This is a genomic window from Janthinobacterium sp. SUN128 (assembly GCF_030587275.1).
Lineage (GTDB): Bacteria > Pseudomonadota > Gammaproteobacteria > Burkholderiales > Burkholderiaceae_D > Janthinobacterium > Janthinobacterium lividum.
Map to the genome: position 1 here is coordinate 3751860 of NZ_JAPWHY010000001.1, position 14170 is coordinate 3766029.

The 14170-nt window shown below is 65.8% G+C and carries 11 protein-coding genes; 6 read left to right on the plus strand and 5 right to left on the minus strand.

Annotated features, from left to right (window positions below):
* From O3297_RS16970 to O3297_RS16980, 3 genes are all read left to right on the plus strand, one after another.
* Window positions 1–3120 (plus strand): efflux RND transporter permease subunit, encoded by a 3120-nt coding sequence (locus tag O3297_RS16970; protein WP_151096921.1) that lies wholly within the window; start codon window positions 1–3, stop codon window positions 3118–3120.
* Window positions 3121–3479: 359 nt separating this feature from the next.
* Window positions 3480–4202, plus strand: a complete 723-nt coding sequence (locus O3297_RS16975; protein ID WP_034779974.1) for an MgtC/SapB family protein — start codon at window positions 3480–3482, stop codon at window positions 4200–4202.
* On the plus strand, window positions 4199–4513 hold the full coding sequence (locus tag O3297_RS16980) for a hypothetical protein (RefSeq protein WP_092607970.1): 315 nt from the start codon (window positions 4199–4201) through the stop codon (window positions 4511–4513). Before O3297_RS16975 ends, O3297_RS16980 begins: the two co-directional genes overlap by 4 nt.
* On the opposite strand, the gene O3297_RS16985 is transcribed toward O3297_RS16980, so the two are convergent.
* Together O3297_RS16985 and O3297_RS16990 are read right to left on the minus strand one after the other, a co-directional pair.
* Window positions 4505–5902 carry a cell wall metabolism sensor histidine kinase WalK gene (locus tag O3297_RS16985; protein WP_305049255.1) on the minus strand — a complete coding sequence of 466 codons (1398 nt, stop codon included), beginning with the start codon at window positions 5900–5902 and terminating at the stop codon, window positions 4505–4507. The two genes, O3297_RS16980 and O3297_RS16985, sit on opposite strands and share 9 nt — an antisense overlap.
* Window positions 5895–6575: a response regulator transcription factor gene (locus O3297_RS16990; protein WP_034779983.1), complete on the minus strand. Its 681-nt coding sequence runs from the start codon at window positions 6573–6575 to the stop codon at window positions 5895–5897. The genes O3297_RS16985 and O3297_RS16990 overlap by 8 nt, the downstream gene beginning before the upstream one ends.
* 227 nt (window positions 6576–6802) lie before the next feature.
* Between O3297_RS16990 and O3297_RS16995 the strand changes: the two genes are divergently transcribed.
* Genes O3297_RS16995 through O3297_RS17005 form a run of 3 tightly spaced genes read left to right on the plus strand, consistent with a single transcriptional unit; the run spans window position 6803 to window position 12288 of the window.
* Window positions 6803–7927 (plus strand): efflux RND transporter periplasmic adaptor subunit, encoded by a 1125-nt coding sequence (locus O3297_RS16995; RefSeq protein WP_305049256.1) that lies wholly within the window; start codon window positions 6803–6805, stop codon window positions 7925–7927.
* The gene (locus tag O3297_RS17000; protein WP_305049257.1) at window positions 7920–11024 is read left to right on the plus strand and encodes an efflux RND transporter permease subunit; all 3105 of its coding nucleotides are present in this window, start codon (window positions 7920–7922) and stop codon (window positions 11022–11024) included. Before O3297_RS16995 ends, O3297_RS17000 begins: the two co-directional genes overlap by 8 nt.
* On the plus strand, window positions 11011–12288 hold the full coding sequence (locus O3297_RS17005; protein WP_305049258.1) for a TolC family protein: 1278 nt from the start codon (window positions 11011–11013) through the stop codon (window positions 12286–12288). The genes O3297_RS17000 and O3297_RS17005 overlap by 14 nt, the downstream gene beginning before the upstream one ends.
* A gap of 65 nt (window positions 12289–12353) precedes the next feature.
* Here the strand turns inward: O3297_RS17005 and O3297_RS17010 are convergent, their stop codons facing one another.
* The 3 genes from O3297_RS17010 to O3297_RS17020 form a co-directional block, all read right to left on the minus strand.
* Entirely contained in the window at window positions 12354–12560 is a 207-nt protein-coding gene (locus O3297_RS17010; protein WP_070257461.1) for a hypothetical protein, read from the minus strand.
* A gap of 80 nt (window positions 12561–12640) precedes the next feature.
* Window positions 12641–13558 (minus strand): site-specific tyrosine recombinase XerD, encoded by a 918-nt coding sequence (gene xerD / locus O3297_RS17015; RefSeq protein WP_305049259.1) that lies wholly within the window; start codon window positions 13556–13558, stop codon window positions 12641–12643.
* On the minus strand, window positions 13555–14067 hold the full coding sequence (locus O3297_RS17020; protein WP_305049260.1) for a methylated-DNA--[protein]-cysteine S-methyltransferase: 513 nt from the start codon (window positions 14065–14067) through the stop codon (window positions 13555–13557). Before O3297_RS17020 ends, xerD begins: the two co-directional genes overlap by 4 nt.
* Window positions 14068–14170: the final 103 nt, after the last annotated feature.

A 14170-nucleotide genomic window follows, 5' to 3' on the forward strand; every position in this document is an offset into this window, starting at 1 on the left:
ATGTGGATGACCAAAGTCAGTATTCAAAATCCCGTCTTCGCCACCATGGTCATGGTGGCGCTGGTGGTGCTGGGCATCTTCTCCTACCGTGGCCTGGGCGTGGAAAGCATGCCCAGCGTGCAGTTCCCGTTCGCCGCCATTGAAGTGAACTACCCGGGCGCCTCGCCCGAAGCCGTGGAAAACGACATCACGCGCCCCATCGAGGACGCCGTCAACACCGTCAGCGGCATCAAGACCATCCGCGCCAACTCGTGGGAAGGACGCGCCGGCGTCTACCTGGAATTCGAGCTGTCGACGAACATGGACAAGGCCATGCAGGACTTGCGCGACAAGGTGGCCCTGGTGCGCCCCCGCTTCCCGAAAGAAGCCAAGGACCCGTTCATCGCCCGCGCAGAAGGCGACAACGAACGCCCCATCGCCACCATCGTGCTGACCTCGACCGGGCATGACCTACGCTCGCTGTCGACCATGACGGAACAGATCATCAGCAAGCGCTTCCAGGGCGTGGCCGGCGTGGGGCAAGTCAAGCTGCGCGGCTTGCGCGCGCGCCAGATCCTCATCAGCATGAAACCGATCGAACTCAATGCCCAGGGCATCGGTGTCGATGAAGTGATCCGCGCCATCCAGGCGACGAATACCAATTTGCCGGCCGGCTCGATCAGCCATGGCGCGGCCGAACAGCTGGTGCGCGTGGAAGGCAAGATCAAGGATGCGCGCGAATTCGGCAAGATCATCGTCGCGCGGCGCGCCATCGGCCCCGTCTACCTGGACCAGGTGGCCACCGTGGTCGACGGCGAACAGGAAGAACTGTCGATCTCGCGCATGAACGGCCAGCAAGCCGTGACCATGGAAATCACCAAGGTGCAGGATGCCAACGTGGTCGAAGTGGGTACCGGCATCCTGAAAGTGGCGGCGGACCTGCAAAAGACGCTGCCGCCCGATATCAAGCTGCGCGTGCTGGACGACGAATCGGAACGCGTGCAAAGCCAGCTCAATAACGTCAAGCGCACCATCATCGAAGGCGCCGTGCTGACCATGGTGATCGTCTTCCTGTTCCTGCATTCGTGGCGCTCGACCATCATCACGGGATTGACCTTGCCGATCTCCGTGCTGGCCAGCTTCATCGCCATGAAGGCCTTCGGCTTTACCCTGAACTTTTTGACCCTGATGGCGCTGTCCTTGTGCATTGGCCTGTTGATCGATGACGCCATCGTCGTGCGCGAAAACATCGTGCGCCACCTGGGCATGGGCAAGAACCACTACAAGGCGGCCAACGACGGCACCAATGAAATCGGCCTGGCCGTGATGGCCACCACGTTCGCCATCGTCGCCGTGTTCGTGCCGGTCGCCTTCATGGACGGCATCATCGGCCGCTTCTTCCTGCAGTTCGGCATCACCGTGGCGGTCGCCGTTCTCGTCTCCCTGTTCGTCAGCTTCACGCTCGACCCCATGTTGTCGTCCGTCTGGCGCGACCCCGTCAAGGACCGCTTCAAGTATGCGCCGTGGCTGGGCCGCTTCATGGCCTGGATCGAGACGGGCATCGACCGCCTGCACGTCTGGTACGGCAAGGTGCTGGCTGTGGCCCTGCGCTGGCGCAAGACGACCCTGGCCACGGCCGTGGCCCTGTTCGCGGGCAGCCTGATGCTCGTGCCGATGATCGGCGGCGAGATGTTCCCCGAGACGGACCAGGGCTGGGTCAACCTGCGCTTCAAGACGCCCGTCGGCTCCAGCCTCGAATACACGGACAGCAAAGTGCGCCAGATCGAAACGGCCCTGAAGGAGTTTCCCGAGATCGACAGCCTGGTGGCCAATATCGGCACGCCCGATGGACGCAACGCGGCCGAGGTGAACCTGAAACTGACGGACCTCAAGACGCACAAGCGCCGCTCGCAGCAGGAACTGGAAAAGCTGATCCGCGAGCGCCTGGCGCCGATCGCCGGCATCACCCTGTCGGTCGGCAACCGTCCCATCTTCATCGCCATCCTCGGCACGGATGAAGGCAAGCTCGATGCGGTGGCGCACCGCCTGATGGACAAGATGCGCACCATCAAGGGCCTGGCCGACATGGAGTACAGCCAGGAAGGCGCCAATCCGTCGACCACCGTGAAAATCAATAACGAGCTGGCCAGCGACCTGGGCTTGTCGGTGCAGCAGATCGGCAATGCCCTGCGGCCTTTTGTAGCGGGCGACACGGTCAGCCACTGGTTAGCCAGCGACGGACAGAACTACGACGTCAACGTGCAGCTGCCGAAATCGGGCCGCCAGAAAGTGGCCGACCTGGCCGACCTGTCGCTGGCGTCCAGCAAGTTTGACGCGAACGGCAAGCCGGTCATGATTCCGCTGCGCCAGGTGGTCGAATTCGTGCCGTCATCGAGCCCGCAAGTGCTGAAACGCCAGGCCTTGCAGCGCCGGGTCGCCATCTATGCGGGCGTGCAGGGCCGCCCCGCCGGCGACGTCGACGCCGACGTGCAGAAAGCCATCAAGTCCATCGACCTGCCGCCCGGCGTGCGCTTCGACGTGGCCGGCAATGCGCAGCAGATGGCCGAAACCATGGGCGGCGCGATGATGGCGCTGGGCATTGCCGTGATCTTCATCTACCTGGTGCTGGCGTCGCAGTTCGGCAGCTTCCTGCAGCCGATCGCCATCATGGTGTCCTTGCCGCTGTCGCTGATCGGCGTGCTGGCCGCCCTGCTGATCACGGGCAGCACCCTGAACATCTTCTCCGTGATCGGCTTCATCATGCTCATGGGCCTGGTCACCAAGAATGCGATCTTGCTGGTCGACTTCACCAACCAGCGCCAGCGCGAAGGCCTGGGACAGTTCGAGGCACTGATGGAAGCGGGGCAAGTACGTTTGCGCCCCATCCTGATGACGACCCTGGCGATGGTCTTCGGCATGCTGCCGATGGCCATCGGCATGGGCGACGGCGGCGAATCGCAGGCGCCGATGGGCCGCGCCGTCATCGGCGGCGTCATCACCTCGACCTTGCTGACCTTGGTGGTGGTGCCAGTCGCCTACACCTACCTCGACAGCCTGGGCAAGCGCGCCGCGCGCTTCTTTGGTGGCAGCGGCGGCGAGCATGCCGCATCCGCCGACGACGGCAAGGCACACGCCCACTGATTGACCGGTCGCCTTCACCGTCCCCGCATTGGCGGGGACGACGCGGCGGCTTTCTGAAGAGAGCTTCAGTTGACCAAAGCTGCCCCACTGGCTAGACTGTCTCCGTTATCAATGATATGGAGTGACTCGTGGGTGCTTGTTCCAGTGACAGTAGTCGATTGACCATCGGCGATCGGCCTTAGGCAAGACGCGCGCATTCCGCCCGCCCTGCCCATGGCAAGGTGCGGTTATACCAGCGGCGATGTCCATTCGCCGCACTTCCCTCCTCATCGTTCCACCGTTATCGTCTGCTGCCCCCTTTACCGGGCGGTTTCCGCACGCCCTGGCACTCGCCTGTTCCTCCCCAGCCGGGAGAAATAATGGTGGTATTTGACTTTGCGCTGCGCGTTGCTGCGGCATTGACCCTGGGCGCCATGATCGGCGCCGAACGCCAGCTGCGCCAGCGCATGGCGGGCTTGCGCACGAATGCGCTGGTATCCGTCGGCGCCTCGCTGTTCGTGATGGTTTCCGTGCTCGAAGGCGATGCCTCGGGCCACATGCGCATCGCCGCGCAAGTGGTCTCGGGCATCGGCTTTCTTGGCGCCGGCGTCATCATGCGAGAAGGCATGACGGTGCGCGGCCTGAACACGGCCGCCACCCTGTGGTGCTCGGCCGCCATCGGCATCCTGTGCGGCCTGGGCTTCGCGCTGGAAGCGGCCATCGGCACGGGCTTCGTGCTGATCGCTAACCTGGTGCTGCGCCATCTGGCGCAACGCATCAACGCGCATGGCAGCGAAGCGGGCATCGAAACGGAAAGTATCTACCGCGTGACGGCCGTGTGCGAGGCGGAGCAGGAAGTCCAAGTGCGCAAGCTGATGCTGCGCTTGATCAGCGGCATGCCGGCGCTGATGCTGCAATCGCTGCACAGCGAGGATGCCGCGCACGCGGGGCGCATCGAAGTGCGCGCCGACCTGCTCACGCCTTTGTCCAGCCTGGGATTGCTGGAGCAGATCGTCAGCCAGGTGAGTCTGGAAGGCAGCGTTTCGGCCGTGCGCTGGGCGCTGGTGAACAACGCGGAATTTGTCGCCGAGCGGGGGGTATGATGATGAAAAAGTTCTTCCATTGGTTTGCCAGGCAAGCGCCTGTCGTGGCCACCTACCGCCTGACCGTCACCTGCCCCGCGGCGCAAGCCGACCATGTGGTGCGCCTGCTGCTGGCCGAACTCAAGGGCGCAGGTCTGGCGCCGTCGCAGATGCTGCGCAGCTGGGACGACGCCAGGCAGGTGGTGCAACTGATCGCCACGGTGCTGTGCCAGGCCGTGCAGCGCGCCGTGCTGGTACGCTTCGTCAACCGCGCGGGCGCCTGGCCGCAAGTGCGGCAAGTGCGCTGGGAAGGCGTCGCACCGTCAATCTGAGGCGGGCAGGCGCATGATGAACAGCGCGCCGCCTTCCGGACGGTTGCGCGCCTCGATACTGCCGCCATACGCGTGCACGATGGCTTGCGACAGGGCCAGGCCCAGGCCGAAGCCCGGTGCCTCGCCCGCACGCGCCTGGGCGCCCCGGTAAAAGCGCTCGAACAGATGCGGCAAATCGTCCACGCCGATGCCCGGCCCCGCATCCGCCACGCTCACAAACGCCTGTTCGCCGTCGCGCACCACGCGCACCGTGATGACGCTGTCTGGCGGCGAAAACTTCACGGCGTTATCGAGCAGATTGGCCAGCACCAGGTCCACCGGGCCAGCTGCCACTTTGGCCTGGACGGTCACACTGTCATCGAAGACGATACGGATGCCGCGCTGCGCCGCCGCCTTTTCCAGGCGCTGCGCGGCCGCCCGCACGAGGGGATTGAGCGCGATGGTTTCCACCGCATTGCGCTCCTGGCCCACGTCCAGGCGGGTGAGCATCAGCAATTCTTCCACCAGGGTCGTCAGGCGCTGCACTTCATCGAGGCAGGAAGCCAGCGCATCGACATACTCGGGCGACTCGCGCGGGCGGCGCAGGGTGATTTCAATTTCCGTGCGCAGGCGCGACAGGGGCGAGCGCAATTCGTGCGAGGCGTCGGCCGTGAAGCGGCGCTGCGCATCATAGCCATGCTCCAGTCGGTCCAGCATGGCGTTCAGGGTATCGACCAGGCGGCCGATCTCGTCCTGCGTGCCGGGATGGGGCAGGCGCTGGTGCAGGCTGGCTTCGCCGATCGAATGCGCCTGGTCCACCACGTCGTCGATGGCGCCCAGCACGCGGCGCGTGAGCATTTCGCCGGCCAAGCCCACGGCCGCCAGCAAGGCCAGCGCCATGGCGGCAAACAGCACCGTGGCCGCGGCCAGCACGTGGTTGGCGTCGTCGAGCGAACCGGCCACCTGCACCGCCAGGCCTGCGCCGGAAGATGGCACGGGAATCGAGACCATGCGCAGCGGCTCTTCGCCAAACTTGGGCAGGGTCTCGAAGACAGTCTCGCCGGCCGCCAGGCGCGCCAGCAGGGCGGGCGGCGCCGGCAGCTGCGCCGCCTCCAGGTTGCGGCTGCGCGCCAGCACGCGGCCTTCGCCATCGATAATCTGTACCAGGCGGTCCAGGCGCGTCAACGAGGGTTGCGCCAGGCCAGGCGCCACCTCGTGCACCTGCACGGGCTGGCGCGGCGCGGCCGGCAGCATGGCCATTTCCGTCTCGGCCAGCGCCAGCAGGGCCGCATCGAGCTGTCCATGCACGGCGCGCGACAGGCCCCAGTAGCCGGCCAGCGCCGTGCAGGCGACGATGGCGAGGATGACGGCCAGGTGCACCAGCAGCAGGCGCTTGCGAAAGCTAGCCACCGTTGTTTTCCGCCAGGCGGAAGCCGCGCCCGCGCACCGTATGGATCAATGGCGGCAAGCCCGGCGTATCCACTTTTCCCCGCAGGTTGCGCACGTGGACGTCGATCAGGTTGTCGATGCCGATCAGGTCCGCCTGCCATATCTGCTCGGCCAGGCGCGCACGGCTGACCACTTCGCCCGCCTGGCGCAGCAGGATCAGCAGAATCGCGTATTCCTTGGGCGTGAGCACCAGCGGCGCACCGGCCCGTGTCGCCTGGTGGCTGACGGGATCGAGCGTCAAATCGGCCAGCGCCAGCACCAGCGGGCGGCTGATGTCGGAGCGGCGCAGCAGGGCGCGGATGCGCGCCAGCAGTTCCTCGAATTCGAAAGGCTTGGTCAGGTAATCGTCGGCGCCCGTGTTCAGGCCCGCCACCCGGTCGGCCGTGGCGTCGCGCGCCGTGAGCATCAGCACGGGCGTCTGGATGCCGCGCGCGCGCAAGTCGCGGCAAAAATCGATGCCCTGCTTGCCCGGCAACATCCAGTCCAGCACGATCGCGTCGTAGTCGACGGCGTAGCTTTCATCCTCGCCTTCCTCGGCGCTATGCGCCACGTCGACAACAAAGCCTTCTTCCTGCAAGCCGCGGGCCAGCAGGCGCGCCGCCTTGCGGTCGTCTTCCACCAGGAGGATTCTCATGCCAGCCTTTCGCGTCGCGCCCTGTTTTCCATGCTGGCATTTTACCGCGCTCCACCGCGCGCGCACCGAACCTGAAGAATGATTCAGGCATTCTTGGGCGCTTCTTCAGGACCACATTGCTATGCTTTTCCGGCGCTGTCATATCTCTGCCCGCGCCCCTTCTGACCGCCCGCCTGGGCACGGCATCCACGCATGCCCCATCACCATCAATAACAAGGAAACACGGGATGAACACGACCACCCGCAACGCCCTGGGCGCCAGCTGCGCCCTCGCTCTCGCCTGTTCGGCCCTGGCCGGCTGCGCCAAACCGACGGCGGCAGCCACGCCGCCCGCCCAATCGAGGCACCTGGACGACGGCAGCATCGCCGTCGACAAGATGTCGCCGCTGCGCCAGCGCCTGCAGGTCGCCGCCGTGCAGGAACAGGAGATCGCCACGCAGACGGATGCGCCAGGCAGCATCGAAGCGATGCCGGAAAAACTGGTGAAAATCACGCCGCCGCTGGCTGGCCGGATCACGCGTTTGCAGCGCACGCTGGGCGACAGCGTGAAGGCGGGCGACCCGCTGTTCACGCTCGATTCGGCGGAACTGAGCGCCGCCTACGCGGACGACAGCAAGGCGAAGTCCGCCCTGCTGCAGGCGCGCCAGGAACTGGAGCGCCAGAAAACCCTGTTCGAGGCGGAAATCGCCGCGCGCAAGGAGTACGAAGCGGCGCAGGCGGCTTTTGCGCAGGCCGGCAGCGATGCCCAGGCCAGCGCCGACAAGCTGGCCCAGTACGGTGCCGGCGTGCGCGGTTCGCGCCGCGACTATGTCTTGCGCTCGCCGATCGCCGGCACCGTGATCGCCATGGAAGGCGCCCAGGGCGGCTACTGGAACGATATCAACGCGCCCGTCATGACGGTGGCCGACCTGTCCACCGTGTGGCTGTCGGCCAACGTGGCCGAGAGGGACCTGGCGCAGGTGGCCGTGGGACAAAAGACCAGCATCACCGTCGACGCCTGGCCCGGCAAGGCTTTTGAGGGCAAGGTCGCGTATGTGGGCGCCGTGCTCGATCCCGAGACGCGCACGGTGAAGGTGCGCGTGGCCATCGACAACCGCGCCGGCGCCTTCAAGCCGGGCATGTTCGCCCACGCGGGATTCGCCGGCGCTTCCCGCCGCGCCCTCCTCGTGCCGGCGGCCGCCGTGCTGCAAAGTGGGCCATCGACGCGCGTGATGGTGGAGCGCAGCCCGCTGGTGTTCTCGCCGCACACGGTGGAAGTGGGCGCCAGCCATGGCGGGCAGGTGGAAATCGTCTCGGGCTTGCGCGCGGGCGAACGCATCGTCGTCAAGGAAGGAGTGCTGCTCAATGATTGACCGTTTCATCGCCACCTGCTGCCAGCGGCGCGGCATCGTCTGGCTGGTACTGCTGTTCGTCGCCGTCTACGGCGTCTATTGCTGGAAGCAGCTGCCCATCGAAGCCTACCCCGACATCGCCGACGTCACCTCGCAGATCGTCACGCAGGTGCCGGGCCTGGGCGCCGAGGAAATCGAGCAGCAGATCACCATTCCACTGGAACGCGCCCTGCTCGGCACGCCCGGCATGCACGTGCTGCGCACGCGCAGCCTGTTCGCCCTGTCGCTGATCACGGTGGTGTTCGAGGATGGCAGCGATGGCTACTTCACGCGCGAGCGGCTGCAGGAACGCCTGGCCAGCGTGAACCTGCCGTACGACGCCAAGCCGGGACTCGATCCCTATACCTCGCCCACGGGCGAGATCTACCGCTACACGCTGGAATCGAAAACACGCTCGCTGCGCGAACTGTCCGAGCTGCAGTTCTGGACGGTGATTCCGCGCCTGCAGCAGGTGCGCGGCGTGGCCGACGTCAGCAATTTCGGCGGGCTGACGACGCAATTCATGCTGGAACTCGATCCCGCAAAACTCGACAGCTACGGTTTCTCGCTGGCGCAGGTCAAGGACGCCATCAACGCCAACAATATCAGCGGCGGCGGCAGCGTCATCGACCGTGGCCAGCAATCGTACGTGGTGCGCGGCGTGGGCTTGCTGCATTCGCTCGACGACATGGGCAACGTCGTCGTCAGCAGCAAGGACAGCGTGCCCGTGCTGGTGAAAGACCTGGGCAAGCTCGCCTATGGCAACGTGGAGCGGCGCGGCATCCTCGGCAAGGACGACAACCCCGACACCATCGAAGGCATCACGCTGCTGCTGAAGGATTTCAATCCGTCCGAGGCGCTGGCCGGCATCCACGCGGCCGTCGATGACCTCAATACCAACCTGCTGCCGAAAGATGTGAAAGTGGTGCCCTACCTGGACCGCAGCTCGCTGATCGACGCCACCCTGCACACGGTCAGTTATACCTTGGGCGAAGGCATGCTGCTGGTCGCCCTCGTACTGCTGCTGTATCTGGGCAGCCCGCGCGCAGCCGCCATCGTCGCGCTGACGATTCCTCTGGCCCTGCTGATCGCCTTCATCTTCATGCACCACTTTAAAATTCCCGCCAATTTGCTGTCCCTGGGGGCGATCGACTTCGGCATCCTCGTCGACGGTTCCGTGGTGGTGCTGGAAAACATGCTGCGCCGCCGCGAGCGGGAACAGGAACGGCCCCTCACCCTGCAGGACGCCATCGGCGCGACCCTGCAGGTGGCGCGACCCATCATGTTCGGCATGGCCGTCATCATCGCCGCCTACCTGCCACTGTTCGCCTTCCAGCGCATCGAATACAAGCTGTTCTCTCCCATGGCGTATGCGGTGGGCGCGGCGCTGGTGGGCGCGCTGGTGGTGGCCCTGGTGCTGATCCCCGGCCTGGCCTGGCTAGCCTTGCGCAAGCCGCGCCGCACCTTCCATAACCGCGCACTGGACAAGCTGGCGGCCGCGTACGGCCGCTTCCTCGAGCGCATGGTGGGCAGAAAGCGCTGGGTGGCGATGGTGTGCGCCGCCTCGCTGGCATGCCTGGCTTTGCTGGGCACTACCATCGGACGGGACTTCCTGCCCTATCTCGATGAAGGCTCCCTGTGGCTGCAGGTGCAGATGCCGCCCGGGATCACGCTCGACAAGGCGTCCGACATGGCCAGCGAACTGCGGCGCGCCGCGCTGGAGTTTCCCGAAGTGTCGACCATCGTCACGCAGACGGGGCGCAACGACGACGGCACCGATTACTGGACGCCGTCGCACATCGAGGCGAGCGTGGGCCTGCATCCGTATAAAAGCTGGAAATCGGGCATGAGCAAGCAGCAGCTGATCGCGAAAATGAATGAGCGCTTCGCGCGCATGCCCGGCTTTACGGTGGCCTTCATGCAGCCGATGATCGATGGTGTGCAGGATAAATTGTCGGGTGCGCACAGCGACCTGACGGTGAAAATCTTCGGCAACGACCTCGATGAAGTGCGCGCCATCGCCGGCAAGGTGGCGCACGTATTGAAAGGTGTCCCCGGCGCCTCCGACGTGGCCGTGGACGTGGAACCGCCGCTACCCAACCTGAAGGTGGAACTGGACCGCGCAAAGGCGGCCCGCTACGGCATCAATGCGGCCGACGTGGCCGACCTGATTGCCACCGGCATCGGCGGCGCGCCCATCGGCCAGGTGTACGTGGGCGAGAAAAGCTACGACATCGCCGTGCGCTTCCCGCCCGCTACGCGTTCCAGCCCGGACGCCATCGCCAACCTGAAACTCACGGCGGCGAATGGCGCGAAGATCCCGCTGGCGCAGGTGGCCAGCATCAGCACCACCTCGGGCGAGAGCGTGATTGTGCGCGAAATGGGCCGGCGCCACATCATCGTGCGCCTGAATGCCCGCGGACGCGACCTGGCCGGCTTCCTGGCCGAAGCGCGCCCGCTGGTGGCGCAAGCCGTGGCAGGCGAGCACCAGCGCATCAGCGTCGAATGGGGCGGCCAATTCGAGAACCTGCAGCGCGCGCAAAGCCGTTTGGCCCTGATCCTGCCGATGACGCTGGGCGCCATGTTCCTGCTGCTGTTTGGCCAGTTCCGCAACCTGCGCCAGCCCGCGCTGGTCTTGCTGGCCGTGCCGCTGGCCATGCTCGGTGGCCTGGCCGCGCTGCACCTGCGCGGCATGACCTTGAACGTGTCGAGCGCCGTCGGCTTCATCGCCCTGTTCGGCGTGGCCGTCCTGAACGCCGTGCTGATGCTGGCGCAGATCAACCGCTTGCGCGCCGACGAAGGCCGCAGTTTGCGCGACGCCGTGCTGGAAGGCGCCCGCGACCGCATGCGCCCCGTCCTCATAACGGCCACCGTGGCCGCCCTGGGCCTGACGCCGGCCATGCTGGCCACGGGTCTGGGCAGCGACGTGCAGCGCCCGCTGGCCACCGTGGTGGTGGGCGGTCTGGTGACGGCGACGGCGCTGACCCTGCTGCTGTTGCCGGCCCTGTATTACCTGATCGAGGCGCACGTACACAAACGCCGGACCGATACCGAAGGAAAGACCCATGACACGTTTTAATGTACTGCTGGCAGCCTGGCTGATCGCCCCTTGCGCCATCGCCACCCCCCTGAGCTTTGAAACCTATCTGTCCGCCGTGGAAAGCCACAGCCTGGAGCTGCAGTCGCAGCAGGAAGGCATCGTCTCGGCCAAGGCCGGCATCGGCATCGCCGGCCTGCGTCCCGATCCCGAATTCACCCTGGGCGCCACGCGCGAAACCGTGCGCAGCGTCGAACATCGGCCCGTCACGTGGAACCCGGCCATCAGCATGGCCATCGAGACGGGCGGCAAGCGCGCCGCGCGCTTGAAAGCCGCGCACAGCAATGTCGCGCTGGCCGAGGAAACGGTGGCAGGCTTCAAAAGCGAACTGTATGGCACGGCGGCCGCCGCGTTCACGGAAGCGTGCCGCACGCGCGAGGTCCTCGCGCGCAAGGAGCAGACCATGGCGGCCCTGTCGAAAGTCGTGGAAGCGAACGCCGTGCGGCGCAAGGCGGGCGATGTGGGCGGCATCGAGCTGCTGCAGTCGCGCGTGGAACGCGACCAGTTCCAGGCCGACCTGGCGCAGGCGCGCAGCGAGGCCGATAGCGCCATGCTGGCCCTGTCGCCGCCGCTGGGGCGCCGGTTCGACGCGCTGTTTCCGGAGGCGCAGCTGGTATGCGATTTCGCCGCGTTTGAGAACCAGGATGCCGGTATGCTGGTGCCGCAAGCGCTCGATGCCCGCAGCGACGTGCGCATCGCCCGCGCCACCCTGGACAACCTGCGCGACGGCGCGGCGCTGGTGCGCGCCAACCGCGCCGTCGACCCGACCGTGACGCTGGGCCTGGCCGCCGCGCGCGGCTACCATGACGGCATCGACGCCAGCGGCAATCCCGTCGAAGGCGCGCCCCGCTCCCGTGCGCTGTCCATCTCGCTGGCCATCCCCATTCCCCTGTCGCGGCGCGACAAGGGCGACATCGTACAGGCGGAAGCGGGCGTGACACAGGCGATGCTGGCCCTGCGCCAGGCGGAACTGACAGCGGAAACGCAAGTGCGCACGGCGCAGCGGCAACTGCGGGCGGCGCAGGACAGGCTGGCGCGCTACCGTGACGGCGTGCTGGTCGATGCGCAAAAGGTGGTCGATGGCATGCGCCTGTCGTACTTCAGCGGCAATGCCTCGCTGCTGGAATGGCTGGCGGCGCAGCGCTCGGCCGATGAGGCGTACCAGGGCTATGTGCAGGCGCGCGCCGATGCGGCCATCGCCAGCACGCAGCTGCAACTGGCGATCGGCCAGCGGCCGCGCTTGTAGCGGGGAAGGAGAGAACGAGGAGATACCGGCGCGGCCATGCCGCACCGGTCGTCAGGAACGGAGAATTACTGGGGCTGGGCGGGAGCGTCGCCTTCGGCGGCCGGATCGGCGTCGACGTCGGCGTCGTCCGCTTCCGGCTCATCGCCCTCGCCGCCGTCGGCCGGCTTCGGATTGTTTTTCGCTTCCAGCTTGCGCCTGGCTTTTTCCTCGGCTTTCTTCTTCTTTTCCAGCTCTTTTTGCCGTTTTTCGTATTGGAAATTTGTCTTGGCCATTTACTACCTCTTTAGTTTTTAGATGTTACAGATAAGCATATAAGCCACATTATGACGTAGTTGGACCAAACACCAAATGTTTAGCCTCGCGGATGATGCTGCGCATGCAGCAGTTTCAGCCGTTCGCGGGCCACATGCGTGTAAATCTGCGTGGTGGAAATATCGGAGTGTCCCAGTAACAATTGCACAACGCGCAAGTCCGCGCCATGGTTCAGCAAATGGGTGGCGAACGCGTGGCGCAGGGTGTGCGGCGACAGCGGTGCCGTGATGCCGGCGTTCAGCGCGTGTTTTTTGATAATGACCCAGAACATTTGCCGCGTCATGGCGCCGCCGCGCCGCGTGACGAACAGCGCATCGTCCATCTGGCCGTCGAGAATCACGCCGCGCGCTTCCTTCAGGTAGCGCTCGATCCACAGCCGCGCCTGCTCGCCGAACGGCACCAGCCGCGTCTTGCTGCCCTTGCCCGTGATGCGCAGCACGCCATCGTTCAGGCTCAGCTCCACGGATTTCAAGTCCACCAGTTCCGACACGCGCAAGCCGCTCGCATACATGAGTTCCAGCATCGTGCGCTCGCGCAGGCCCAGCGGCGTGCTGACGTCGGGCGCCGCCAATAGCGCTTCCACCTGCGCTTCGCTCAAGGTATGCACGAAGCGCGCTGGCTGCTTGGCCGACACCATCTTCAGGCACGGGTCGGCCGCGATATGCTTGTGCCGCAGGGCCAGCTGGTAAAAACGCTTGAGCACGGACAGGCGCCGGTTCGACGACGTGGCCTTGCTCTCGTCGTGGCGGGCGGCGAAATACGCCTCGATATCGGCCGTGGACACGTCGTACAGGCCCTCGCGCCCGGGCCGCGCCACTTCCAGCCAGCGCGAAAACAGCCGCATGTCGCGCCGGTAGGCGTCCAGCGAGTTTTTCGACAGGCCGTCTTCCAGCCACAGGCTGTCGCAGAATTCATCGATCAGGGTAGTGTTGTCGGGCGCCAGCAGGCTGTTCATCATCGTGTTGACCACCCCATGCCCGCCACGCCTTCATGCGCCAGCAGCCAGCGCTTCACGCCCAGGTGGAAGCCCGTCGCATCGTCATGGTGGGCAAAGCCGCCCAGGCCGCCAGCGGCCGTGACCCGGTGACAGGGTATGACCACGGGAAACCAGTTGGCGCCGCAGGCCTGGCCCACGGCGCGCGGCGCCGAGCCGATCAGGCGCGCCACGTCGCCATAGGTGCGCACCTGGCCGCGCGGGATGCCGGCGATCGCCGCCCATACCCGTTGCTGGTAGGCGCTGCCCGCGCCTGCCAGCGGCAAGTCGAAGACATGATCGGGATCGATAAAATAGCGCGTCAGTTGCTGGCACGCCCGCTCGGAGACGGCATCCTGCGCGTCTTTTTCCGCAAAGTGCGGCGGCAGATACACCAGCTCGCATACCTGGCCATCCTGCGTGCGCACGCCCATGGCGCCGAACGGCGCGGCCACGATGGCGCTGAACAGTTCACTGCCCTGTTGTTTTTTCATCTGCTGATCATTATTCAAGTGTGGCATATATGCAACCTGCCGGCGCCGGAAACAGCGCCACGGGAATTATGCACCGACTTTGGGCGTGCCGGCGGACGTTTCC